Origin of the sequence: Algoriphagus litoralis (assembly GCF_003259255.1) — a bacterium.
GTDB classification, from domain to species: domain Bacteria; phylum Bacteroidota; class Bacteroidia; order Cytophagales; family Cyclobacteriaceae; genus Algoriphagus; species Algoriphagus litoralis.
Genome location: NZ_QGOL01000006.1, coordinates 140,130 through 165,365 on the forward strand (window position 1 = coordinate 140,130; position 25,236 = coordinate 165,365).

Sequence of the window (25,236 nt, forward strand, 5' to 3'; positions counted from 1 at the left end):
CAACTAGCTAAGAAGCCCGTGATGAAGATTCATCACGGGCTTTTTTTATGATGTGAAAACCGGTGTCCATTTTCCCCAGTAAACTTGACGATCATCTTAGTCTAAGGTAAACCTCAGTCCCAAAAACCCTCTGATTCCCTGATTGGGAGCAAAAACATAGGTAGGATCAAAGGTCAACGCATTGGGATTGGCGGGTGTAGAAATCACATTTCCACTTGGATCAAACTCCACTCCCCGGTCAAATGGATCAAATGCCCTAGCAATGCTATTGGCCGGAGGAGTAAAATTCAACAGGTTTTTCACCCCTCCATACACTTCCCATTTCTTGCCAAATGATTTGGTGAGCTGGATGTTTTGAATGCTCCACCAGGGAGAAAATTCAGGTCGATCATCCAATTCTCCTAGCAACGGTAATCGCATCGGACTGTAAACATTGCCCGTATAATCCAAGGTCAAACCCAGATTTTGAAAAGAATATCCAATTGTCCAGACTCCTGAAAAGCGTTCGGTAAGCAACTGACGCACCTTTTCTCCCCCCTCTTCTAAGCTCACGTCCATGAGTGTGGCTCCTGCCAAAATCTTAAATCCTGAATTCCATACCGCATCCAAATTCAAAGAAATCCCTTTGGAGACTGCGCTCCCGTCCAGATTGGCATAAATGATTTGATTTGGGTTGCTCTCATAGTCCGGCACGATTCGGTTGGTGAAATAGGTGTAGAAAACTGCACCGTCCAATCCTAAGTAATTCCCCTGATCGGTGTATAACTTTTTTACCAGATTAAGATTGGCATTCCAACTGCGCTCAGGGTTTAATTCCTCTGTAAATACCACTTCCCGAGCTCCAGTCAATGCTGCATGGTCTTCTGTGAAGACATTTGCTACGCGAAAGCCATTACCAGCAGAGGCTCTGAATACTGTACTCTTATCCGCTGAGACCCATTTATAATTTAATCTGGGAGACAGAATGCCCCCGTGTACACTATTGTAATCGTACCGCAGGCCCGCCAAAAGACTGTGTTTGGGACTAAACCGAATCTCATCTTGCAAGAAAACTCCTGGCAGGTGGATCTCAGATGGGAAATTCCTACTTCCGCCTTCACTGGAAGTGGCTGGCGTATTGTCATCGTAATAGGTATACCGATAGGCCGATCCAAAAAGCAGATTATGCTTTCCTGCCTCCTTTATCCAGGTCAGCTGGCCAAAGGCTATCGTCTGATCGGCCAGATAAAAGGTTTCTCCATAATAGGAATCTTGTTTGTGGCCATTTGCCGAAAACTGAAAATTGATCAATTGCTGGACAGGAAGCTGGTAGGTACCGAAAGCTTCCCAGCGCTCGGTAAGGATACTTTCTCCGTAGATTTGATCTCCTCCCCGATCCGATTCGGTCCAATTCACCTGACCGCCCCAGCGATTTTCGTTTACATAGCGACCCGCTAGGGTAAAAATCCGTCCTGCCTTTCGTTGGATTTCAAATTTCTGAAAAAGTGACATTCTCTTTTGCAAAGTAAGATCTGTAAAACCATCTCCATTGTTGTCGATGGGGTTATCGTACCAAAAAACATTGATGCCACTGAGGGAATAAACTGACTTACCGAGTTTGCTTCTCCATCCCAGATCAGCATTAACTTCTCCCCATCCACTGGCAAACGCATCTACGGAGACAGAAGGTGCAAGTTCGGGTCGCTTGGTAATCACATTGATCAGGCCACCGACAGCCTCGGAGCCATAGAGAGTTGAGGCAGGTCCTTTTACCACTTCGATCCGGTCGATCAGAGATTGTGGAATCCCCGTCAATCCATAAACCGTAGCCAAGCCGCTTACGATCGGCATCCCATCGATCAAAATCATGGTATAGGGACCTTCCAGCCCATTGATATGGATGTCTCCCGTATTGCAGACATTGCAATTGATCTGCGGTCGGACGCCGTTCACATTTTGAAGAGATTCAAAAAGCGAAGGTGTAGGGTTGGTCTTGAAAAATGCCGCCTTGTACACCTCAACCGGCACCGGACTATCCAATCGTGAAACTTCCTGCATTGTCCCGCTGACCACGACCTCATCCAAAGAGCTGTCAAGCTGATCCAGCGTAATGCTAAGCTCCTGACCGGCAAAGGGAACTGAAATCCGTCTGGAATACGTGGAATAGCCAATGAGCGAAACTTGAAGTGTGTATTGTCCCGGCTCCAAATTAATCAACTCAAACCTCCCAAGACTGTCTGTGATCCCTCCAATGCCCTTTTCTTTGATCAACACATTGGCAAATTCCAATGGACCTTTGGAGTCTTGAATTGTTCCTGTCAGTTTTTGCTGCGCATACCCAGCTGAAGACAGCAGGAATAACAAGATCAAACTGGAAAATAGAAATGCGTACTTCATAAGTGCTGCACTATTGCATTTACCTGAAATTTCCCAATCCGCTTTCCCATTTGTTGAAAAAATGGGTGACAAGTGTAATGAGGGGACTTTCATTTTTCGAATTATTATGTTAGAACAACAAAGATAATATGTTAGACTATTCTAACAAATTTGTTTTTCTAATATACGTTGATCATTTTTGAACTGGATCACACTAGCAACATGGCTTCTACCACCGAAGAAAACTACCTCAAGGCCCTCTACAATCTTTCAAATTCCCAAGGAGAAGTGAATATCTCCGAGCTTGCCCAGAGTCTCGGGGTGAGCATGCCTACTGCCAACAGTATGGTAAAAAGTCTTCAGAAGACAGACTTGGTCGTCTATGAAAAATACAAGCCAGTAACCTTGACTCCCAAAGGACAAAAAGAAGCCGCCTTAATTATTCGCAAGCACCGATTGACTGAAATGTTTTTAGTGAAAAAAATGGGCTTTGGCTGGGAGGAGGTTCATGAAGTGGCTGAGCAAATTGAACATATTCACGCGCCTAAGTTTTTTGAGCGAATGGATGAAATGCTGGGCCATCCGACCATTGATCCGCATGGATCACCGATTCCTGATAATCAGGGAAGAATGCAGGAGTTTTCCTACACCCCGCTATCCTCCTGCAAAGCTGGCCAAATCGTTCAGCTAACGGCTCTAACAAATTCCTCGACAGAATTTTTGGAGTTTTTAAATAGCCGGAAATTGTCCCTTGGAATTGAAATGAAAATTCTCTCAAGGGAAGCGTATGATCTCAGTTTGGTAGTAAGCTATGCAGATCATCTCCAAGAAACCCTGAGTGAAAAAGTGTCAGAGCGATTGCTAGTGAGGATAATCGGGTAAATAGTAGGTTTAATCTATACCTTGTAGATATTTAACCGATAAGATTTTTATTGCCTATCCGCTTTATTACCAGTAATCAAATTTATTTAATCCCACCCCGACCTCGCGCGGTGCCAGATATTAATTCTATTTTGGGGAAGAGGGAAAATGTGGCAGCGTAGCATTTCCCCTATTTTCCAATTCGTGTCAAACTCGGTAGCCGAGCCCGTAAACTGAGCTGGCCGAAATGTCGAAACCATTTTGAAATACTAGTACCACTCTGGAAAATCAGAAAAATCAAACCTTAGGAACTGAAAGCATTTTTTGGAAAAGTGCTCAGATAATATTCCAAATAGTTGAGATCAAGTGATACAAACCCCTGACCTACAGTAGTTTCATTTTCTATCTCTTTGACAATATCTTCTTTGGTGTACGTTTCCCCGTTTAACGTGGAAACCATCATCTCTTCTCTAGCGGATTGGTAGCGCTTGATGGCTAATATTTTTCGAGCGTCCTTTTCCAATCGCGAAAAAGGATAGATTTTCTGCTCTCCACTTGCCACCTTGTCGTAATAAATAAATTCACCTGATTGGGGATTATAGCTTAGCGGTTTTGCTTTAGCTTCTATAGCGATAGGTGGGAGTAGTATCTTTTCCATAGCATTAAAGTTAAAAAAATAGCAGTTGTCTATCTACGTAAACAACTGCTATATACTTTACTAAAAACGTCTCATCGCGTAGTCAGCCAAGGTCATATTGTAGAAAAGATATGGTTGAATCTTGGCGGTTTTGCTGCCCCAAGCACTTCCCGACATAGCAGAGCGCATTAAGTCACGGTTTTGCATGAGCAATGCGGCCGTAGTCGTACCTGGAACCATGGCCATTCCTATCATAAACTGAGCAACTGTATCTGCTACAGCCTGCTGCACTGACCTTCCCAGAGCCATACTAATGTCATATTGGGAATCAGCTTTCCAAAAGAGTGTCGAATTTGACCAAGTAAATGTGAAGTTTTCATTATATCCCATAAAGGATACTGCTCCTTTGGTCACTGTATTTGGTCCCAAATCTCTTCCCGTTCTACAGCTCAAAAGGTGAATAGAGCTATGGTTAACTTCATCTGAATCAAACGAACCCACCCGAATCAAACTGGAATTACTATGGCCGGTATAATTATCATAATTGCCATGCCCAATCCCACTGATGTACACCACTCGCGATTCTTTTGCTCTATCTGCAAAATTTGTTCGATTGTTATTCACACCAGTCAATTTTATCACTTCAAATCCCCGATTCTCAAAAACGGGATGCACATTGTTAATTCTATAGTTCGCTGCTTCTAGGGTGACATTGTCCGTCGTATTTTCACAGAAAAGAACCTTATTAGAAAAAAGAACCCATTTATTCTTAGGGATTATTTTCCACTCCGTTGGTAGTGTGGGCAAAGCTTCTGCTTTTGGCATCACGAATGGCCTGGATGCTGTAGAAATTTTACCCAACATCTGGTTAAGCATGTATTCGGCATACTTTACCTCAGCGTCAGCAATCTGCTTCCCAAAAGATGTTTGTCTTTCTATATGGGATATGATTTCGGCTTTGCTGTAAACTCCTGCATTGATCACCCCTATTTTCAAGTCCGGCTCCAGCTTTATCCGTTGAATTGCCATCTTGGCCTTGTTGTCTAAAGAGGTAAGATCAAGTCCGAACTTTGGAGGAATTTTTCCAGACAAAACCTCCTTCGCGTACATTAGTGATCCATCTCCACGTACTCCAATTGCTTTTTCTGCTGCAAACTCAGGTAAGGAGAGTTTGCCAAGTTTAATTGTTTTCATTTGGTATTGATGTAAAACTTTTTGCCTACTATTAGCGGTTTCGGCTATCCGTTCCTAAATAGATTTCGTCATCGTATTTAGTTAAAAATTAATTAGTTACGAAAAAATCATTTTCCATAAACAGGAATAAATTTAGAAAAATCCCAAATTTTCAATTTTCAATTTTTATGATTTTCATAAATATGTTTTGCGAAAATCAATAATTAAAATTTACTCACTTTGCCATTCTAACCCTCGAAAACCTATCCGAATTGAAACATGGCAGATATGTTGAATGGGTCTGCTGAGTAAAGCAAAAAGGTTGAATTGGGTATATGGACTTAATTAATACCTTTTAGCAGTTGAGTTTTGAGGAGACTCTGGCTTTTAACCAACTCTTGGCTGCTTTTTTGCGCCCTCTTTTTACCTATGAAATTAACCGAACCAGAATTTAAACTCGCTCACCTACCCTCCCTATTAAAGGACACTTTTAAACTTTGGAATAAAAATAATCCCTGGCGGCTTGGTGCTGTGGTAGCATACTATGCAGTACTTTCTCTGCCCGGACTATTGATTATCGTAGTCAACTCTGTTGGAGCTATTTGGGGGCAGGAGATCGTCCAAGGTCAAATCACCCAACAAATCGCAGATGCGATAGGACAGAATGCCGCTGATTCTATTGTGACCATCATCGAAAATTCCCAAAAGGAAGATCAAACCTTCTTGTCCACAATCCTGGGGGTGGTGATTTTGGTTTTTGGTGCTACGGGGGTTTTCTATCAGCTACAGATCTCCATGAATGAAATCTGGAGCGTCAAAGTAGACCCCGATGCAGGTATCTGGAAACTGGTCAAGGATCGAGCAATCAGCTTGGCTTTCGTCATGGTAATTGCCTTTCTGTTGATTATTAGCTTTGTCATTTCAGCCGCTTTGACTTACCTAAGTGACTTTCTCTCCTCCCTTTGGGAACCGCAATACATCTCTTATGCAAAAATCCTTCAATTTGGCCTTTCCACCCTAGTTTTGGGATTTCTCTTTGTGCTCATCTTCCGCTTTATGCCTGATATGCGGATCAAGTGGCGCTCAGTTTGGCTAGGCGGCTTCCTGACTGGATTTCTGTTCAATCTGGGTGAGATCCTCCTGAATTATTATTTCAGCCTAGCCAGTCCTGATTCCACGTATGGTGCTGCTGGTTCGGTGGTGTTGATTTTACTTTGGGTGTCCTATTCCTGTCTGATTCTGTTTTTTGGAGCGGCATTTACCCGGGTCTATGCAGAGCGGTATGAAGAAAATGTCCTCCCAACTACCAATGCCATCAGAGTAGAACTGAATGAAGTGATCATCGAAAAAGGAAGTGACACCCCCGAAGAAATAGAATAAATTGACTTGAACTTAGGATCGTCCACCCCGTGGACCCTAGTACATCTTCGGTTTTAGAAATCAGCTTTCCATGGATAGTGCCAAGAGCACATTTTGCCTATAATCACAAGTCCTCAGCGGCCGAATCGATAAAATTTCGCCAATGGATGGGGTTTTCCTTGGAGCATATTGACTACCAGCTCCATTCCCTGCACGGAAAATGTAATGCCATTCCCTCCGAAACCGAGTACAAACAGCATATTGTCAAACTCTGGACTTGCTCCGATGTAAGGTAGACCATCCTTGGTCGTACCAAAAGTACCTGCCCAACTGAAATCCTCTATAAACTCAATCTCCGGCAGGATTTTCTCCAGCTTTTTGATCAGGATATCCGATTTTCTTTCTTTGATCCGTTGCTGAAAAAGCGGAATGTTAAACGCAGAATCTTCTCCTCCTATCAGAAATCTTCCATCATCTGTAGTTCGCATATAGAGGTAGGGATTCGCGGTATTCCAAAAAATCGTTCGCTTGACCTGCTCATTTACCAGAATGCCCTGTTCGCTCACTGTAGCGTAGGTGTAAAACAGATCAGCTACTTTTTCCTTCAGCATCTTGGTGCTTTCAAACCCTGTGCAACAGATTATTTTCTCCGCCTGAATGGTATTCCCAGTGGACAGCAGCACGCTTGGCTGTGGCGTGGTGGTGACGATTTGGTCAATTTCAGTCTGGTCATACACGGTCATGCCCCGCTTCACATTGTATTGGATCAGCTCATGGGCCAACTTGTATGCATCCACACTTGCAGCTACCTCAGACAGAATCGCGCCATGACTAATCATTCCATAGCGTGCTGTCACTTCCGAGGCACTCAACCACTTCACGCCCAGCTCATGTTTTTCCCTAAGTTTAAATTCTTTCCTCAGCCAGGTCGATGCCTTTTTACTGTGAGCCAGGTAGAGACTCTCTTTCATTTCAAAGCCGCAGTCCAACTGAAGAGAATCCACGAGTTGCTTCAGATTAAAAATAGCCTGCACTCCCGCCCTATAGCAAGTGGCCGCTGACTCCTCTCCGATCATTTCACTCAATTCATAGAGCGGGACGTCAATTTCATATTGGAGCATACTAGTCGTGGCACTGCTGCTTCCCATGGCAATATCTCTCCGGTCAATGAGGGTGACCTGATAGCCGGACTCCATAAGTGCATGACTGGTCAAGGCACCTGTGATGCCTCCACCAATGACCAAAATCTCAGTCTTTAGGTCCTCCTGAAGCGAAGGATAGCTGTACAAAATGCCGTTTTTTACAAGCCAAAAGGATTCAAAAGTTCTTAATCTCATACTTGCGATTCTGGAAATGTAGGTTCGATTTCAAAAAGCGATCCAAATCTCAGGGATTCTTTTCCTGACTTTGGCTTTTAAAACTCAACAAAATTCAAATGAAAATACCTCAGCTAGTTACTCTCCTATGTCTGAGGCTTGGTGATGCATAGGTAGTCAAAATACACGGAAATTGACTAGCCGAATAGCGAAAATCAAGCTTCAGAATAGGCTCTTCAGACAAAAATAGGTTTTGAGGAACCATGCACTTTCCCGGTTTTGATCTTGGAAGCGAAAACCATAAACCAGGCTTAGACCCAATTATCGGATAAATCCCAGAAGGACCTCGATCAATCCCTCTTTCAAGGGTAAGTCCGGCATCGCATACGTAGCAATGTTTTTTGCACGGTCTGATTCTGCCTCTTTCAGGATGTGGTTCATCCCTTCGATGATGTACAGTTCAGCCTTTGAATTGGCTTTGGCCAACTTTACGGCATCAGAAACTCCCACCTGAATGTCCGTGGTACCTTGAATGATCAGGATTGGTTGCGCAAGTTTTGCCAGTTCCTGTTGGGGATCGTACTTAAACCATGAAATGATATAGGGCTGTACACTGGGGCGGAAAAGCGAAAAAAACATTGCAGGCACATCAGCCACTGTTTCCCCCTTCTCCAATTTCTCAATTATGGGCAAGGATTGCTCCAAAACAAACGGAGGTTGGGCTTTCAATTGCTCTCGGATGATATCACCGGCTGGAGAGCCAACTCCCGCCACAGAAATAAACTTGTCTACCCTGGCACGCTGGGCAGCAATCATCCCGATCAATGAACCCTCACTATGTCCGAGAACGATGATCTCAGAAAACCTGATGTCTTTCCCCAATAACTCCACCCAAGAAACTGCATCCTCCACATAGTTCTCAAAACGCAATTCACTCTCACTCAGGGCAGCATTCTTACTTTCCCCCACCCCTCTTTTGTCATATCTGACTGAGGCTATTCCATTTTGCGCAAACCCTTCAGCGAGCATTTTCAGAGAGTTATTAACCATGGATGGATTGTTCCCATTTCTATCAGTAGGACCTGATCCGGCGATTATCAGGACTATCGGCACTTTTTCCGCTGTCTCTGGCCTGAGCAGTGTTCCTTCTATTTTGCCAGTCCCAGTCTCCAGCGTGATCGGCTGATCCGCAACCTGAGCAAACAAGTTGGCACTGAGAAGAAAAAGAATGGCGCTCACAAACATCAGTTTCGAAAACATGGATTGGGATTTTGATTTCCTGTCAAAATAGGAAAACCTCAGCATAAATTCCTGAATCATTTGAAAAGCCTCCTTTGCAAGAATCCAAAGCGGAAGGAGAATACCTCCTACTACCCAATCAAATGAGCAGTCAGAAGGCCCTAATCCAAAGCATCAAGCCATACGCTTGGGTACACCAAACAACTTGAGCATGGGGAAATCTTTTCCCCAACAGGTAGGTCTTAGGAACTGAATGGAAGAAGGTAAATCGATGTCCATAAAATCACTAGTCAATCCCGCCGGATGATTTTTACATTTTCGGTAATCAAAAAGTCTTCGCAAGGGGTTAGTTTCAAATCCAGTTGAATCTACACGCCATGCGAACCACCAAAGCACTTTTACTCTTCATCACAGGAATTCTCCTTCCCCTCTGCTCCTTTTCTCAAGATCGAGTCACTGGCAAAACCTTCACCACCCGATCCGAAGTCCTCGCCCAAAATGGAATGGCCGCCACCAGCCAACCCCTAGCCACGCAGGTTGCTTTGGACATTCTGAAAAAAGGGGGTTCGGCCATGGATGCCGCCATCGCTGCCAATGCCATGCTTGGTCTAGTCGAACCCAATGCCTGTGGAATCGGAGGCGATGTCTTTGCCATTATTTGGGATGCAAAGACCAAGAAACTCTACGGCTTCAACGGCAGCGGAAGAGCTCCCGAACTGCTCACGATGGATGTTTTCAAGGAAAAAGGATTGACGACTGTTCCCTTGCTTGGACCTCTGCCCGTGTCTGTTCCGGGTTGCGTGGATGGCTGGTTTGAGATGCACAAGCGCTTCGGAAAGCTCTCCATGCAAGATATTCTGCAGCCAGCCATCGATTATGGGAACAATGGTTTTCCGGTCTCCGAGGTGATCGCTTGGCAAATGGATCACTATTACCCACGAATGCAGGATATTCCCGGTTTCCGCGAAACCTATATGCCTAACGGAAAGAACACGCCCAAAAAAGGTGAAATCTTCAAGAATCCGGATCTGGCCAATAGCTATGCCTTGATTGCAAAAGAAGGAAGATCGGCTTTCTACGAAGGAGAAATCGCCCGGACGATTGATCGATTTATGAAAGAAAATGAGGGCTATCTCCGCTACGAAGACCTGCAAAAGCATACTTCGGAATGGGTTGATCCCGTCAGCACGAATTACAGAGGCTATGATGTATGGGAACTTCCGCCAAACGGTCAGGGCATCGCTGTCCTTCAAATGCTCAACATTCTCGAAGGATATGACATCAAGTCCATGGGCTTTGGAAGTGCAGAATACCTCCATGTGCTGACCGAAGCCAAGAAACTGGCTTTCGAAGACCGCGCGAAGTTCTATGCAGATCCGGCATTCAATGAAATCCCGGTGGAACTTCTGATCTCAAAAGGATATGCAGCAGAGCGACGAAAATTGATCAATCTAGATGAAGCCGCCATGGCCTACCCCGAAGGCGATATCGAAAAGGGCAACACGACCTACCTGACTGTGGCAGACAAAGAGGGAAATATGGTTTCCTTTATCCAGAGCATTTACGATGAGTTTGGATCGGGCATGGTACCGGATGGACTGGGCTTCGTCCTGCAAAACCGCGGTCAGCAGTTCAATGTCCAAGACCCCAACCACTATAATTCATTAGCTAAGGGCAAAAGACCTTTTCACACGATCATTCCGGCATTTATCACCAAGGATGGAGACCCTTGGCTGAGCTTTGGGCTGATGGGTGGATCGGTACAGCCGCAGGGACATACTCAAATTGTGGTCAATCTGATCGATTTTGGCATGAATCTGCAGGAAGCAGGCGATGCTCCGCGGATGCGGCATAACGGTTCATCTGAACCCACAGGCTCCAAGATGACCAATGGAGGTTCGCTCAACTTGGAGAGTGGATTCGACTACGAAGTCATCCGCAAACTGGAAGAAATGGGTCACCGCATCGAATACAGCATCGGACCCTATGGAGGCTACCAAGCCATTTTCTACGACAAAGTTCGAAAAGTCTATATCGGCGCTTCGGAGTCCAGGAAAGACGGACAGGCGGCGGGGTATTGAAATGAAAAAAAATTAAAAATGGACCATGGAAGACTTATCTACCCAGATACCCTTTGACTATTGGAACAAACTGGCAACCCAGGTAATTACGATCAGCTCCCTGCTCGGCGGATTTTCGATTGCCATCATTGCAAATATTCTGGTATCCCAACTTGATACCCGATTGGTAAAAGTAATTCTGACTATTTCCACTTTGGCCGCAAGCTTCTTTTTGGTGGCAATCTTTGCAATGACTAAGCTGATGTTGATGACTACGGATGGCTATCCGTTTCAAGTGGTCGCTGAGGAACTGAGCTTTCCCAGATTGATTGGTTCGGTATCTTTCTTTTTGGGGATTTTTTTCCTGATCACGATGATATCTCTATCAGGCTGGACCAAGTCAAAAATTATGGGAAGACTAACCACTGGAATTGGAATTTTTACCCTGATTCTGATTCTCCTTATGACCAGCTAGCAAATTGATTTTAACCAAATAAATAAAAAAAGCGGGCTTAACCCCACTTCATTTTTTTACTTCAATCCTTTTTGCCAATTCCAGCTATCCCGCATCGAGTCTTTCAGTGAATACTTTGGCTGCCATCCCAGCACCGATTTGATCTTGGTGGTATCAACCAATGTACTATCTTTCAACCCATCGGCGTAACTATATCAATTGGTAATAATTGTGTACTTAAGATAGCGTATGAACTCTTCAAGTTTTTTTGAAGTTAACGTCAATATGTATCTTTGGAAAGATGCAAAATCAGCTAAAAAATGAAATCAGAGCTATCCTTTCAGGAAAGAGCCAAGTTAGGCATGGAACAGCTATCCAAGCAGCCTCCAGTCACCTTGGCCATGGCACGTCAACAAGCCCAAAATCTAAAATCTCAAAGCAAGTCCGAGAACAAGAAACAAAGGATCTAGAAGGATTTATTTCACAGAATAATCTTTGGATTTATGATTTAGACTTTTCAAATTATGTCAGTGAAGGTGCCGAACAACGCGTTTATTTAAAAGATACTGACAGAGTCATCAAACTCAACGACGCTATTTATTACAGTTCTTGGAAAGACTACTTCACCAATCTTCTTTTACATAATTTTTTCTTTCCTGATACTTCCTATGAACTTATTGGATTCACTAAAGAAAATGGTTCTTTATATGCCACAGTCCAGCAAGAGTTTGTTACTATGACTGAACCTACAGACATTGAAAAAGTAAAGTCATTTTTGGAATCCAATGGCTTTTTAAACACAAGGAATAATGACTATTTCAGTTCAGAATTGGGCATAATATTGGAAGATCTACACGATGAAAATGTTTTAACAAGGAATGGCGTTTTATATTTCATTGATACAGTCTTCTATTTGACCGAGCAATTCTGGGAATAAACAAAAAAAGCGGGCTTAAACCCGCTTCGTTTTTTTTACTTCAATCCCTTCTGCCAATTCCAGCTATCCCGCATCGAGTCTTCCAGTGAATACTTTGGCTGCCAACCCAGCACCGTTTTAATCTTGGTGGTATCAGCCCAAGTCTTGACCACGTCTCCCGGTCTTCGGGGACCGATGACATAGTTGAGCTTTTGCCCACTTACTTTTTCAAAGGCATAGATCACTTCCAGCACGGTGTTGCCATTGCCTGTCCCTACATTGAACACATCATAAAAGTTCTCAGGCTGCTGATTCAAAAATGAGAATGCCTTCACATGCGCATCGGCCAAATCCACCACATGGATATAATCCCGCACACAGCTGCCATCCATTGTGTCGTAGTCCGCACCAAAGACCGTCAATTTCTCACGAATTCCAGCTGCCACCTGCGTGATAAAGGGAACCAAGTTATTTGGCGTACCCAAGGGCAACTCCCCGATCTTTGAACTGGGATGTGCACCCACTGGATTGAAATACCGCAATGAGATCACTCGGATCCCGGGTTTACTTTTGACATAGTCGATCAGAATATCCTCACAGATTTTTTTGGTATTGCCATAGGGACTCTCCGCCTCCTGTCTTGGGGTAGCTTCAGTCACCGGCAAAACCTCCGGCTGACCATAGACGGTACAGGAAGAAGAAAATACCAAGTCCTTGATCCCTTGCTCCTGCATGAACTCCAGCAGCAGCACCAGTGAACCAACGTTGTTTTTATAGTATTTCAGTGGCTTGGCGGTACTTTCTCCCACAGCTTTGAATGCCGCAAAATGAATGACGCCTTCGATCTGATGCGCTTTTCCGATAGAATCCAAGACAGTTTTGTCATTGCAGTCACCTTGGTAAAAAGTAAATCGTTTTCCGGTGATTTCTTCCAGGCGATCGAGCACTTTTGCCTCCGAATTGGAAAAATCGTCCAAAATGATCGGCTCCATGCCTGCATTCCATAGTTCGACAGCGGTATGTGATCCGATGTAGCCAGCACCACCAGTGATCAGAATTTTCTTCATAGGACTAAAATTTGTTTTATTTTAAAAGGCTAAACGAAATCTTCTCATGAATTGCAGTCATTCCTTCCTGTGTCACCAAAAGAGGCATGCTAGATTTCATATAGTTTCTAAAAAGCTTTGTAAGGCAAAACTATTCAAATCTTCGAAATAGTACCTAAATACCTCATCGAATCAGGGTAAAGCTCCCTCTTTTCTCTTCGCTGGCTTCTTTGCCTTCCAGTCTATAGCGATAGCGAATAAAGTAAGAATACGAATCGGCGGGAGCCTCCACGCCATTGATCAGGCCATTCCAGCCTTCTGTGCCAAAGTAAATAATGCCTCCCCAGCGATCCCAAATGCTGATTTCATAGGCAATGGTACAATTGGAGATCGGCTGAAAGACCCCATCCCGAGGATCAAAACCTGTAGGCAGACGTACTTCCGGACTAGCCTGATTGACCACTGCAACACCTGTAGCTACGCAACCATTTGAGTCTGTGACGGTATAGCTGAATTCGCCATAAGGCAAGTCTTCCAGTCGAGTACCGACTTGGCCCGAATCCCAAAGCACGGTGTAAGGTCCAGTCCCGCCAGCAATCTCCAATTCCAAAACTCCATCCAGACTTCCCTCACAGCCGGGATTTTCAACTTTTGCTAAAACCGAAATTTGCTCTGGGCCGAGTAATTCGGCATCGACTGTCACACTGCAACCTCTGCTGTCCTGAATTAGCAATTGGTAAGAACCCGGTGCTACGCCAAAAACCTGCAGCGTCGATCCATCCCAAATCGATTGCATTCCGGCGACCGTGAACGGAGGATTTCCACCGACAGGCTTGATCAAAAACTCTCCATCGGCAACCCCAAAACAGGTATTGGGAATGGATTCGATGGGTTCATCGACCCGGAGGGTTTCCGGTTCGACCAGTGAAAGCTTCAGCTGCTCTACCGCACAGCCGGTCTGATCAGATACGGTCACCTCATAGTCTCCGCTGGGCAAGTTTTCCGCCAATGCCCCATTCAAATTCGGATCATGCGACCAGGAGAAGTTGTATTTTCCGGATCCGCCGGTTGGGTTGAGCTGAATTCGACCATTTCTTTCCCCCGGACAGGCGGGGTTCAGCATTTCCACTTGCCCCAGTTGGAATTCAGGATAGATGATCACTTCCAAAATCTCAGAAGTACCGGCACAGGCCCCATTGATCGTACTTGTTTCTTCGTAATAGATGGTCTTTGGGGAGGCATTGAGATCCCAAAGAATCTCCACCTGAGGTGAATTTTGCCCCGAAATCAAATTCCCTCCGGCGACAAACCAGGTATAATTCCTTCCGGTAGTCTGAAAAGGGACTTCGTACACCAAGACTTCATTGGGTCCACAAAGTCCCGAATTGCCCTTGGGCAGGCCTGGTTCGATGGTTTCGGTGACGTTTACATTCAGAATCAGTTCTTCTCCCGGGCATCCTTGATCGGTATACGGAATCGCAGAAAGCTTGGCATTCGGATTTGGAGCCCCCCATCTGACTTTCACAGAAATAGGCGTCTCTTCCAAGATCGTCCCGCCGAGGATTGTCCACTCAACCCGATCTAGGTTTGTCGTATCCTCCAAGGTGTAGGTAAACTCATCAATCAAGGGACAAACTGATTCTGGCCCAAGCAAAATTGGGGATAAGTCTTTGACCTCTACCTCGAATCGAAATGTTTCTTCCTTTTCGCAAAGCCCTTCTCCGGTAGAAGCCAAAACAGAGACCATGAATTTGCCGGGATTTTGAAAAGTATGGGAAACTTCTTTTCCCTCTACTACCGGAGAGCCGTCTCCAAAAGACCAGGTAAACTCACTGTATTCCTGATTTTCAGGGAAAATCTCCCAAGTTCCTTCCTGATTCAGACAGGCCACTTTATCTCCAATGACTTCAAATGGATAGGTAGTTTCAGTCTCATACTGGATGCTTTCCACACCAGTGCCTACCACAAAACCATAAGACTCGACCTGTCCCGAACCATAAGCATAGGCGATAAATCCCTCAGAATTGACCAGTGAATTAACCCCTTCGGGAATTTGAATTTGGGCATATTGAAAGTTAGCTCCCGGCACGGCCTTAAACTGCGATCCGATATTCTGACCGTTGAGAACTGTCTTGGCGGCTTCACCTTTGGGCACCAGGATATTCAGATAATGGTCAATGCTCAAGTTAAATCGACCATAAAGCAAGCCGGTGGAAAACTGGATTTCCTTGATCATTTGGCCGTTTGGGGAATAGGAGAAAAAGTTGGGATCACCCAAGGACGCCGCAAAGAACTCATTGCAAAAACCACTTTTCGAGATCACCGCAACAGAGGCCGGTTTGGAGGTTTCGATGGAGGCCACTTCATTTTTGCCAAATTCAAAGCGCACAAATTTTCCAGCGTTTAGTTTGGTCTCCAGCTTCCCATTGACCCTGACCTCCGTGTCATTTTCCAAGGCCAAAACTTTTACAAATTCCCCAGAGGTTCGGTCTTTTTGAGGAATGTGGACATAGGATTTGCCCCAGGTCTTGGTGGGATAACTTTGCTGGAAAAAGTGATCCCCGGTCGTGCCGCAAGTACCTGCACTGGACATGCGGTTTCCAGCAAAGACGGCCACATTTTTACAGTTGGTATTGTTGTCATTGAGTACTTTGACACGGGTACCACTTAGGTCACCATCTGATTTGAGCTGATAAGATTCACCTGCGTTGAGGGTGATTTTCAGGGAATAATTAATGGGAATACCGGAAGTCGTCCGGGCAGAAGGCAGGATCTCGATCTCCGTATCGTCTTCTGTCCCCACCACGATCATAGAGCTTTCGAGTGTGGTATGGTTGAGCGAGGAATTGGTCACATAGGCCCGCTCATGATGCGACATGACCATGTAGTCCAAACCTAGGGATTCCACCGGAAGGACTACAGTTCCGCCGGTGCTATAGGCTCTTCCATTTAGGGCATGGAGCGCGATGTTTCCGGTCGACACCACATGTAGAAATCTTGGCGCCACCTCCTCAGATCGAGGATGGATCAGTCCCTCACGGATCGCGTCAAATTCCTTCACCAGACGTTGCCCTTTTGCCAGATCAAAAGTCAGCGTCTGGGAGGGAGTCGTGATTGTGCCGGAAGTTTTCTCATTGGCTGTGATGATCAAAACCGCCTTTTCGGATTGGACATTGACCGTATCGAGGCTTCTTCCATTTTCCAAAAAACCCACATAGAATTCCCTGCCGACGGTATTCAGCTGCGCAAAAGCAAAAAAGCTGTTCCCCAAAGCGAAAAACAGCACTACCAAAAGTCTAGCCAGCGGTAATTTTGGGTTCATAGTATTTCTTTCCTCTCTGCACTACTTTTTTACCTGACCAAAAGAAACGAACCTCTCTTTTCTACAAACTCCTGCTTTCCCTCCAAAACGTAGGAATATCTGGCAAAGTAGCTGTAAGTCCCGGTACCTGCATTTTCACCGTTGATTTTGCCGTCCCAGCCTGTCACTCCAGAATAAATCAGCTGCCCCCAACGATTGTATATCAACAACTCAAAATTGACCTCACAGTTTGAAACACCCTGATAGAGTCCTTCATTTTGTCTTGGATCAAAGCCAGTGGGCATCCTGATCTGAGGGGCATTTTCGGAAACTACTCCCCTGCCGATACTGATGCACCCGGAGGCATCTTGCACGTCCAGATTGTATGTACCTGCAGATAGACCAGTCACCAGATTGCCTCTTCCCCTGAGATTGACATCTTCCCATAGGTAAACAAAAGGTCCTGCCCCACCTGAGGGAAGCGCCAGCAATTCCCCATTTGAACCACCCGGACAGGCAGGTTTTTCCATCCGCACCTCTACTTCCAGCGCGGCCGGTGAGGTAATTTCAAAACTGACCGGAATGGTACAACCATTTGCATCTTTCACTTCCCAAGAATAATTTCCCTGCGGCATATCTGCCAAAGAAATGGAGCCAGAGAAGGATTTAAGCCCTTCATAATCAAAGGAATAAGGTGCTACTCCTCCGCTAATTGTCAAACTCAATTCGCCATCAGGTTTCCCATAGCAAGACACCCCAACGGGACTGATCGATGAAATAGTCAATGCAGCAGGTTCCAGGACTTCAAGATTCTCAATCAAACGGCTACAACCGAGCTGATCGATGACTTTGACCGAGTAAGTGCCTGCTACGAGATTGGACGCAGTCGCCGAATTGAGCTGGGCATCATGTGTCCATTCAAATTGATAGGGCGCGATTCCACCCTGAATGCTCAGTGAGATGCTTCCTGAATTCAATCCCGTACAGGCGATTGCAACAATATCATCCACACTTGCTTGAAATTCTTCGGCTACTTCCACCTGGATAGGCTCTGCTTTTCCTTCGCATTGATTATCCAGTAAGCTATAGGCGGTGTATTCTACTGTCCCGATGATCCCGGGTTGATCCCAACTCACTTCTATGGCTGATTCACCCTGACCGGAAAGGATCTGTCCACCTGTCACGATCCAATCATACCCTCTCCCTGATGAGGAGTTTGGAGCAGAATAGCCGTGAGGAACACTAGGATCAAAGCACACTTGAAGCTCACCTACTGCAGCATTCACATTAATACGCTGATTGATGACAACGGGCAATTCGATGGGAGTTCCGGGACATCCATTTGGTGTCAAAGGAATCAGCCGAAGGACTGCATTGGGATTGGCAGGACCCCAATTGACCAAGACCGAATCTCCATAATCTTCGATGATCACGCCGCCTTCTACCTCGAAAGTAGCCTGATCCACGTTGATCAAGTCCTTCAGCCGATACATCACTTGCTCCACCTGAGGACAGACAGAAGTCTCACCCAGCAGCTCCCCTTTGGTCTCGAGCACCTCCACTTCAAAAGTCACCTCCTCCTGCTGATCACAGGAATTGGGGCTCAGGGCAGCTAGGACTTTCACTTGGTAGGTTCCGGGTTCGGTGAAGGTATGACCTACTTCCTTGCCGATTTGGGTATCGGATCCATCTCCAAAATCCCAAACGAAATAGGTGAAGTCCGCATTTTCGGAATTGATATCCCAAAGTCCCTCCTGGTTGAGACAGGCGACTTTTTCTCCATCCACGTCAAACTCGTATTCAGCGTCAGTTTCAAAATTCAAATTGTCCAACGCTGCTCCCGCGGCATAGCCATAGGACTCCAATTCGCCAAATCCATAGACAAAAGCCGAAAAACCATCCGGATTTCGAAGTTGGTGCACGCCTTGACTGATATTGATTCGGGCATATCGGAAATTGGGGTCTCCCGGAAGGGTATTGAATCTTCCTCCTACATTTTGTCCGTCAAGAATTGTGGAATTTTCCGTTCCCGATTTGACCACCACATTCACATAGTGATTGGTAATGGATGGGAGATTGAGCGCATTGAACGTCAGCGTAGACAAGAACTGCTCACTGGGACTGTAGGTGATCATGAACGGATCTCCGGTCATGGCACCTGGCGCCGTGGGTTCATTGCAGGCCATACTTTTGGAGAAAACCGTCACCGAAGCGGGTTTTGAGGTGTCGATTTTCCCCGATTCATTGATTCCAAACTCCAGTGGTAAAAACTCTCCCCGATCGATCACTCCTCTGGAAGCTCCATTCACTCGGACCTCAGTATTGTCCTCTGAGGCAAGCACCTTTACCAATTCGCCTGATGTCCGTCCAGAAAGTGCCACATGGACAAAACTCGTCCCCCAAGTATTCACCGGATAGGCCTGCTGAAAGAGATGGTCATTAGCCTCTCCGCAGTTGCCAACGGAAGTCCATTTATTCCCACCGAAAACGGCGATTTTTTTGCATTCATTTGTATCGCTACCAATGACGCGAACACGTGATCCTGTAAGGTCTGCTTTGGCTTTGATCTGATAGCTCTGCCCTCTTTGGAGTGTGATGACCGAAGGGAGTCCTGCCTGATTTCCACTGAGTGAACCGACACTTGTGGTGATTTCAATATTGGTATTGTCCTCGGTAGCTATCACCAAGAGCGTACTTTCATCGTTGATGTTTCCATTGTAACTCACGTCGGCAGTAAGGGTCTCAAAGTGCGAAGTGATGTAATAATCCCTTCCCAAAGCTCCCAAAGGCAAAACAACCGTGCCGTCAGCGCTTCGAAAGCGCTCATTGAATGCATGAACTGCAATATCTCCGGAGGCAGCGATGTGAATGCCCTTATTTTCAATAACTCCAGAACTCCGGTGCAATAAATCCAAATCCTCCGAAGGAACGCGTAGGGTAAACTGCTGACCTGCATTTAAAGTAAACGGAGCCGACTGACCCCTATACTGAATTGCCCCGGTGGTATTTTCATTGGCTGTAATGACCAAAACAGCAAAATCCGGTGCGCCGGGATTGTTTCCAGAACCTGCTACCCGGTTGTTGTCCATGAAACCAACCCAAAATTCTCTGCCGACGGTAGAACTTTGACCAAGTGCTGAAAAACCGCAGCCCAACAGCACAAAAATCAAAACCAACCGCAAAAACTTTAACAGCATATCTCTCAGGGCCTTTTAAGGACATTCAAGATAGTAAAAGGGATAAAAAAACTGTGATTATTTGTCATAAATGCAAAATTGGAGTTGTAGCTGACATCTCTTCAATTCGCTTCAAGGTTTGGCGTAATCCAATGCCTTCTTGTTTTGAGTTTCTGTGGACGCTAGGTGTAGATTACTTCTAAATCTTTCTTTTGGATATTGTAATTCCATTTCCTACAAGTCGAACCTCGTGAAATCGCTCTTAACTATTTAAAAAAAATAATATCACCCCTTTGGGGTTATACTACCTGAAAAATGCTCTAAAAGCTATAATCCTTTCATCCCTGCGGGATTTAAAGCCAGAATGGCTGGAATTATTATAGAATAAATAGGATTGCCTGGGATAAAACCCCGAAGGGGTGACATAGAATTTAAAATCGATTTCCCTTCCCCTCCCCCAAACTTGGCTTTTCCTCTTCTTACCCCTACCTTTGCCAATCTTAAAACTCGAAGGCGATTCGAGTTTTTTCATTGAACCCAAGCCTAGTAATCAATCTTAGCACATCCCGTGATTTATTCAGCGCCTATTCCGCTGAAAAAACAACAAATTAACAATCAATTATGATTTCAGTAGATAATTTATCCCTCAAGTTTGGTAAACGAACCCTCTTTGATGAGGTCAGCCTGAAGTTCACACCCGGCAATTGCTACGGGGTGATCGGTGCAAACGGCGCGGGAAAATCCACCTTTTTGAAAATTCTAGCCGGCGAGATTGACTCGACCAGCGGATCTGTAAATATCACTCCAGGACAGCGGATGGCTGTTTTGAGCCAAAACCACTTTGCTTTCGACGAAGTCGAAGTCTTGAAAACCGTGCTGATGGGCCATAAGAAGTTGTTTGCCATCATGACCGAAAAGGACGCACTTTACCTCAAGGAAGACTTCTCCGAGGCAGATGGACTTCGCGCTTCTGAGCTTGAGTCTGAGTTTGCAGAAATGGACGGTTGGAATGCCGAATCGGATGCCGCTTCCCTCCTTTCCGGCTTGGGGATCTCCGAAGATATCCACTACCTACCCATGAATCAATTGGCCGGTAATCAGAAGGTGCGGGTTTTGCTGGCCCAGGCACTTTTTGGCAATCCTGACATCCTGATTCTCGATGAACCTACCAACGACTTGGATGGAGAGACCATCGAATGGTTGGAAAACTTCCTCTTGGACTTCAAAAACATCGTGATCGTCGTTTCTCACGACAGACACTTTCTCGATGTGGTATCGACCCATATCGTAGATATTGATTTCGGCAAGGTGAAAATCTACTCCGGTAACTATACGTTCTGGTACGAATCATCCCAGCTTGCATTGAAGCAGCGATCCGATTCCAACAAGAAAGCCGAAGAGAAACGAAAGGAATTGCAGAGCTTCATCGACCGATTTTCTGCTAACGTGGCCAAATCCAAACAGGCCACTGCCCGGAAGAAGATGATTGAGAAGCTCAATATTGACGAAATCGAGCCTTCCTCGAGAAAATACCCAGGCATCATGTTCAAGCCTGAGCGGGAAGCCGGTGACCAGATCTTCATGACCGAAAATCTGGAGTTGAAAGCCGACGGGGTGACCTATTTCACCGATGTCAATCTGATGGTAGACAAGGGTGACAAAATCGCCTTTATCTCCAAAACCAAGCAGGCAGTCAACAAATTCTTCCAGACCATCATGGAAGAAATCCCCGCCACCAAAGGCTCACTGAAATGGGGAGTGACGATCAATAAAGCCTATTTGCCAAACGACAACTCTGAATATTTTCAGACTGATCTCAACCTGATCGATTGGCTCAGACAGTACTCTACCAATCAAGAGGAAGCTTACGTGCGAACTTTCTTGGGAAGAATGCTCTTCACGGGAGAAGAAACACTGAAAAAATGTACCGTTCTCTCCGGAGGCGAAAAGGTCCGCTGCATGATTTCCCGCATGATGCTGCAGAATCCCAATCTCCTGGTCATGGACGAACCTACAAATCACCTCGATCTGGAATCCATCACGGCCTTTAACAATGCCATCATCGAATTCCCAGGTACTGTATTGCTGAGTTCGTATGACCATGCTTTTGTACAATCCTCCGCAAACCGCATCGTAGAATTCACCCCAAAAGGAACCATCGACCGCAGAATGCCTTACGATGACTATTTGGCAAGCGAAGAAATCAAAGCACTTCGGGAGAAAATGTATGGCAAAAGCTAACCAATAGATCATTGCTGCTCACTGCCATCATCATCTATCTCGCAATCACAGTTGCTGTAGGAGCTTGGGCATCCAAGTTGGTAAAGAATTCCAATGACTTTGTACTGGCAGGGCGATCCCTGCCACTTTTTCTTTCTGCCTCAGCACTGTTTGCAACATGGTTTGGTTCTGAGACGATCTTTGGCGCTTCCTCGGTCTTTTTGGAAGATGGGCTTCAAGGCGTGATGGAAGATCCCTTCGGCGGTGCACTCTGTCTGATTTTGTTTGGCATGTTTTATTTGCGTCCGATGTATCGCATGGGCGTGCTGACCTTGGGAGATGTTTTCAGGCGTGCATTTGGCAAAAAAGTCGAATTCTTCGCGACCGTTTTTATGGTTCCGGTTTATTTCGGTTTCGTAGCCGCTCAGCTCGTGGCGCTCAGTTTGATTTTTGGCACAGTGACAGACCTGAGTCTATCTCAGGGAATCCTCCTATCGGCGGGAATAGTAGTCATTTACACCTTCCTGGGCGGAATGTGGGCGATATCAATCACGGATTTCATCCAGACGACGATGATTGTGATTGGGCTTATTTGGGTGACTATCATGATTGCGCAGGAAGCTGGTGGAGTAAATGAAATTCTGTCCAAAGCTCCAGCGGGCAGCTTACAGTTTTTCCCGGATGCAGGATTTACCTCTTGGGTGAATTACCTGGGAGCTTGGATCATCTTGGGACTTGGAAGTATTCCCAGTCAGGATATCTATCAGCGGGTGATGTCCGCCAAATCCGAAAAAGTCGCCGTGCAGTCCACTTACCTTGCGGGAGGTTTCTACTTGACTTTTGGGCTTTTGCCCTTATTTATCGCGCTTGGCGCGAAAGTACTTTACCCCGAACTCTACCTTGAAAACAAGCAAATGCTGCTTCCTTCGATGGTTTTGGCACATGGAGGACTGCCAGTGCAGATCATTTTCTTCGGTGCGCTGATCTCAGCAATCATGAGTACGGCAAGTTCGGGCCTACTCGCGCCAGCGGCGCTGATCTCTGAAAACTTGATCCGTCCGCTTTTCAAAGAAAAACTGAAAGACACTCAGCTGCTTTGGGTATTGAGATTCAGCGTGTTGGCTGTGGCGATTATTGCGACGTACATGGCTTCCCGTGATTCCAATATCTATGAACTAGTAGCAGGAGCTTCGATTCTCCTGTTGGTATCCTTATTTGCGCCATTGACCGCAGGACTCTATTGGAAAAAAGCCTCCAAAACCGGAGCAATCCTATCCATGTTCATCGGCATGGGAGTCTATTGGATTTGCGATCATCTGGAATTTGAGATCGCTTCCCATATTTTTGGCCTTTTGGCGAGTATCTTTGCGATGATCTTGGGAAGCTACCTTTTCCCAACCAAGTCAGAAAACAACTATGAATTATCCTAAAATCATCCTCCAGCGAGGAAAAGAGTTTTCCCTCCAGCGTCGACACCATTGGGTGTTTTCAGGTGCTATTGCCAAAGCTGATCCTGGTCTGGAAAGTGGCGATTTGGTGGCGGTTTTTTCGGCCAAAAACGAATTTTTGGGGATTGGACATTTCTCTCAGGGCTCGATCATGGTTCGGATCATTTCCTTCGAAGAGCGGGAAATTGATCAGGCCTTTTGGAATGAAAAAATCGCTTCGGCTTACGAATTAAGAAAGAGCCTTGGACTTACTGATAATCAAGAGACGAACGTTTTCCGATTAGTTCATGGAGAAGGCGATTTACTTCCGGGTTTGATCATCGATTACTACAACGAAACGGCGGTCATTCAGGCGCATCATGTCGGAATGCACAGGCATATCGCTGAGATTGGGACAGCGCTTCGGGAGGTTTTAGGAGAAAAGCTTAAAGGCGTCTACGACAAAAGTGCGGAAACTCTTCCCAAGAACCTCGGCATCGAATCCAATGAATGGGTCTGGGGAAAAGCGGAAACCGATCTGGTACAGGAGTATGGAGCGACGTATCGGATCGATTGGGAAAAAGGTCAAAAAACCGGATTTTTCATCGATCAGCGGGAAAATCGAAAGCTCGTTTCGACGTATGCGAAAGGAAAAAAGGTCTTGAATACCTTCTGCTATTCGGGCGGATTTTCGGTTTTGGCCCTGAACGAAGGCGCATCGGAAGTTCATTCAGTTGACATATCTGCTAAAGCAATTGCACTCACCGAGCAGAACGTGGCGCTAAACCCGGGTTTTACTGGAAAGCATGAATCCATCGTGGCTGATGTGGTGAAATACATTCGGGAGATTGGCGATGACTTTGATTTGATCGTCTTGGATCCACCTGCTTTTGCAAAAAACATCAAGGCCCGGCACAATGCAGTTCAGGCCTACAAGAGATTGAATGCCGAGGCGATTCGTAAAATAAAACCGGGAGGAATCATCTTTACTTTCTCCTGCAGTCAGGTTGTGGACAAAAGCCTCTTTGCCCACACCATCGCTGCAGCCGCTATGGAGACGGGCCGCAAAGTGAAAGTCCTGCACCAACTTTCTCAACCTGCAGATCACCCAATCAATATTTTCCACCCTGAAACTGAATACCTGAAGGGCCTCGTGCTGTATATTGATTGAGATTTCAAACAATTTTAGGCCTTCTCTTATTTCTTTTGCAGTAATTTCACCCAACAAAATCTAAAAACATGTACACCGGACTTCAACATTTACACTCTGGAATAGCCTATCTCGCGTTAGCCGGGTTGGTTTTGGTCATTCTATATGCGCTGATCGGATCACTCTCAGGAAGAGAATTCACCGAAAAAGACAGGAAGATCGCCATGATTGCTTTTATCCTTTCACATATTCAGTTATTGGTCGGCTTGATCCTATATTTTGTCAGTCCACTTGGATTTTCATTGCTTACCGGCGGAGGTGCCATGTCTGATCCAGCAGCACGATTGACTGCTTTGGAGCATCCTTTGATTAACATTATTGCGATTGTAGTGATCAGCATAGGATATATCCGTGCCAAAAAGATAACCAACTCTAGGTCTAAATTCAGAAGTATTTACATGATGTATGCGATCGGATTGGTCTTGATTCTGAGCAGAATTCCTTGGTCCAACTGGTTAAGCTAATCAACCCCAAATTCCTATAAAT

General features: G+C 45.5%; 17 protein-coding genes. 9 read left to right on the forward strand and 8 right to left on the reverse strand.

Going from position 1 to position 25,236, the window contains the following annotated elements:
- Positions 1–96: 96 nt before the first annotated feature.
- Entirely contained in the window at positions 97–2,376 is a 2,280-nt protein-coding gene (locus tag DK188_RS06370; RefSeq protein WP_111670204.1) for a TonB-dependent receptor, read from the reverse strand.
- A gap of 201 nt (positions 2,377–2,577) precedes the next feature.
- On the opposite strand from DK188_RS06370, the gene DK188_RS06375 reads away from it, so the two are divergent.
- The gene (locus DK188_RS06375; protein ID WP_111669977.1) at positions 2,578–3,237 is read left to right on the forward strand and encodes a metal-dependent transcriptional regulator; all 660 of its coding nucleotides are present in this window, start codon (positions 2,578–2,580) and stop codon (positions 3,235–3,237) included.
- Positions 3,238–3,520: 283 nt separating this feature from the next.
- Here the strand turns inward: DK188_RS06375 and DK188_RS06380 are convergent, their stop codons facing one another.
- Positions 3,521–3,874: a hypothetical protein gene (locus tag DK188_RS06380; RefSeq protein ID WP_111669978.1), complete on the reverse strand. Its 354-nt coding sequence runs from the start codon at positions 3,872–3,874 to the stop codon at positions 3,521–3,523.
- Positions 3,875–3,934: 60 nt separating this feature from the next.
- On the reverse strand, positions 3,935–5,047 hold the full coding sequence (locus tag DK188_RS06385; protein WP_111669979.1) for a hypothetical protein: 1,113 nt from the start codon (positions 5,045–5,047) through the stop codon (positions 3,935–3,937).
- A gap of 408 nt (positions 5,048–5,455) precedes the next feature.
- Here DK188_RS06385 and DK188_RS06390 point away from each other — a divergent pair, with 408 nt between their 5' ends.
- Positions 5,456–6,406, forward strand: a complete 951-nt coding sequence (locus tag DK188_RS06390) for a YihY/virulence factor BrkB family protein (RefSeq protein ID WP_111669980.1) — start codon at positions 5,456–5,458, stop codon at positions 6,404–6,406.
- Between the two features lie 113 nt (positions 6,407–6,519).
- Here the strand turns inward: DK188_RS06390 and DK188_RS06395 are convergent, their stop codons facing one another.
- Together DK188_RS06395 and DK188_RS06400 are read right to left on the reverse strand one after the other, a co-directional pair.
- The gene (locus DK188_RS06395; protein WP_111669981.1) at positions 6,520–7,722 is read right to left on the reverse strand and encodes an NAD(P)/FAD-dependent oxidoreductase; all 1,203 of its coding nucleotides are present in this window, start codon (positions 7,720–7,722) and stop codon (positions 6,520–6,522) included.
- Between the two features lie 300 nt (positions 7,723–8,022).
- A complete protein-coding gene (locus DK188_RS06400; protein WP_111670205.1) occupies positions 8,023–8,961 on the reverse strand; it encodes an alpha/beta hydrolase in 939 nt (312 codons plus the stop codon).
- Positions 8,962–9,317: 356 nt separating this feature from the next.
- Between DK188_RS06400 and ggt the strand changes: the two genes are divergently transcribed.
- From ggt to DK188_RS06415, 3 genes are all read left to right on the forward strand, one after another.
- The gene (gene ggt, locus DK188_RS06405; protein WP_111669982.1) at positions 9,318–11,021 is read left to right on the forward strand and encodes a gamma-glutamyltransferase; all 1,704 of its coding nucleotides are present in this window, start codon (positions 9,318–9,320) and stop codon (positions 11,019–11,021) included.
- Positions 11,022–11,046: 25 nt separating this feature from the next.
- Entirely contained in the window at positions 11,047–11,475 is a 429-nt protein-coding gene (locus DK188_RS06410) for a hypothetical protein (protein ID WP_111669983.1), read from the forward strand.
- Positions 11,476–11,755: 280 nt separating this feature from the next.
- Positions 11,756–12,391, forward strand: coding sequence for a putative polyvalent protein kinase domain-containing protein (locus DK188_RS06415; protein ID WP_111669984.1), 636 nt, complete (start codon positions 11,756–11,758; stop codon positions 12,389–12,391).
- A gap of 35 nt (positions 12,392–12,426) precedes the next feature.
- Here DK188_RS06415 and galE read toward each other — a convergent pair whose 3' ends face one another.
- The 3 genes from galE to DK188_RS06430 form a co-directional block, all read right to left on the reverse strand.
- Positions 12,427–13,437 carry a UDP-glucose 4-epimerase GalE gene (gene galE, locus DK188_RS06420; protein ID WP_111669985.1) on the reverse strand — a complete coding sequence of 337 codons (1,011 nt, stop codon included), beginning with the start codon at positions 13,435–13,437 and terminating at the stop codon, positions 12,427–12,429.
- Between the two features lie 163 nt (positions 13,438–13,600).
- Positions 13,601–16,738 carry a PKD domain-containing protein gene (locus DK188_RS06425; RefSeq protein WP_111669986.1) on the reverse strand — a complete coding sequence of 1,046 codons (3,138 nt, stop codon included), beginning with the start codon at positions 16,736–16,738 and terminating at the stop codon, positions 13,601–13,603.
- Between the two features lie 29 nt (positions 16,739–16,767).
- On the reverse strand, positions 16,768–19,914 hold the full coding sequence (locus DK188_RS06430; protein ID WP_111669987.1) for a PKD domain-containing protein: 3,147 nt from the start codon (positions 19,912–19,914) through the stop codon (positions 16,768–16,770).
- A gap of 600 nt (positions 19,915–20,514) precedes the next feature.
- On the opposite strand from DK188_RS06430, the gene DK188_RS06435 reads away from it, so the two are divergent.
- From DK188_RS06435 to DK188_RS06450, 4 genes are all read left to right on the forward strand, one after another.
- Positions 20,515–22,134, forward strand: a complete 1,620-nt coding sequence (locus DK188_RS06435; RefSeq protein ID WP_111669988.1) for an ABC-F family ATP-binding cassette domain-containing protein — start codon at positions 20,515–20,517, stop codon at positions 22,132–22,134.
- An 11-nt stretch (positions 22,135–22,145) separates the two neighbouring features.
- Positions 22,146–23,543, forward strand: coding sequence for a sodium:solute symporter family protein (locus tag DK188_RS06440; protein WP_111669989.1), 1,398 nt, complete (start codon positions 22,146–22,148; stop codon positions 23,541–23,543).
- Complete coding sequence (locus tag DK188_RS06445; RefSeq protein WP_111669990.1) at positions 23,530–24,711, forward strand: class I SAM-dependent rRNA methyltransferase; 1,182 nt, start codon at positions 23,530–23,532, stop codon at positions 24,709–24,711. Before DK188_RS06440 ends, DK188_RS06445 begins: the two co-directional genes overlap by 14 nt.
- A 68-nt stretch (positions 24,712–24,779) precedes the next feature.
- Positions 24,780–25,214: a hypothetical protein gene (locus DK188_RS06450; protein WP_111669991.1), complete on the forward strand. Its 435-nt coding sequence runs from the start codon at positions 24,780–24,782 to the stop codon at positions 25,212–25,214.
- The last annotated feature ends 22 nt before the right edge of the window (positions 25,215–25,236 follow it).

What these genes read in the sequence shown, in the direction of transcription:
- DK188_RS06430 (WP_111669987.1), bottom strand. Translation starts at nt 19,914, where the DNA reads ATGCTGTTAAAGTTTTTGCGGTTGGTTTTGATTTTTGTGCTGTTGGGC.
- DK188_RS06400 (WP_111670205.1), bottom strand. Translation starts at nt 8,961, where the DNA reads ATGTTTTCGAAACTGATGTTTGTGAGCGCCATTCTTTTTCTTCTCAGT.
- DK188_RS06435 (WP_111669988.1), top strand. Translation starts at nt 20,515, where the DNA reads ATGATTTCAGTAGATAATTTATCCCTCAAGTTTGGTAAACGAACCCTC.
- DK188_RS06385 (WP_111669979.1), bottom strand. Translation starts at nt 5,047, where the DNA reads ATGAAAACAATTAAACTTGGCAAACTCTCCTTACCTGAGTTTGCAGCA.
- DK188_RS06370 (WP_111670204.1), bottom strand. Translation starts at nt 2,376, where the DNA reads ATGAAGTACGCATTTCTATTTTCCAGTTTGATCTTGTTATTCCTGCTG.
- DK188_RS06375 (WP_111669977.1), top strand. Translation starts at nt 2,578, where the DNA reads ATGGCTTCTACCACCGAAGAAAACTACCTCAAGGCCCTCTACAATCTT.
- DK188_RS06380 (WP_111669978.1), bottom strand. Translation starts at nt 3,874, where the DNA reads ATGGAAAAGATACTACTCCCACCTATCGCTATAGAAGCTAAAGCAAAA.
- DK188_RS06450 (WP_111669991.1), top strand. Translation starts at nt 24,780, where the DNA reads ATGTACACCGGACTTCAACATTTACACTCTGGAATAGCCTATCTCGCG.
- DK188_RS06425 (WP_111669986.1), bottom strand. Translation starts at nt 16,738, where the DNA reads ATGAACCCAAAATTACCGCTGGCTAGACTTTTGGTAGTGCTGTTTTTC.
- DK188_RS06410 (WP_111669983.1), top strand. Translation starts at nt 11,047, where the DNA reads ATGGAAGACTTATCTACCCAGATACCCTTTGACTATTGGAACAAACTG.
- DK188_RS06395 (WP_111669981.1), bottom strand. Translation starts at nt 7,722, where the DNA reads ATGAGATTAAGAACTTTTGAATCCTTTTGGCTTGTAAAAAACGGCATT.
- ggt (WP_111669982.1), top strand. Translation starts at nt 9,318, where the DNA reads ATGCGAACCACCAAAGCACTTTTACTCTTCATCACAGGAATTCTCCTT.
- DK188_RS06415 (WP_111669984.1), top strand. Translation starts at nt 11,756, where the DNA reads ATGCAAAATCAGCTAAAAAATGAAATCAGAGCTATCCTTTCAGGAAAG.
- DK188_RS06390 (WP_111669980.1), top strand. Translation starts at nt 5,456, where the DNA reads ATGAAATTAACCGAACCAGAATTTAAACTCGCTCACCTACCCTCCCTA.
- galE (WP_111669985.1), bottom strand. Translation starts at nt 13,437, where the DNA reads ATGAAGAAAATTCTGATCACTGGTGGTGCTGGCTACATCGGATCACAT.
- DK188_RS06445 (WP_111669990.1), top strand. Translation starts at nt 23,530, where the DNA reads ATGAATTATCCTAAAATCATCCTCCAGCGAGGAAAAGAGTTTTCCCTC.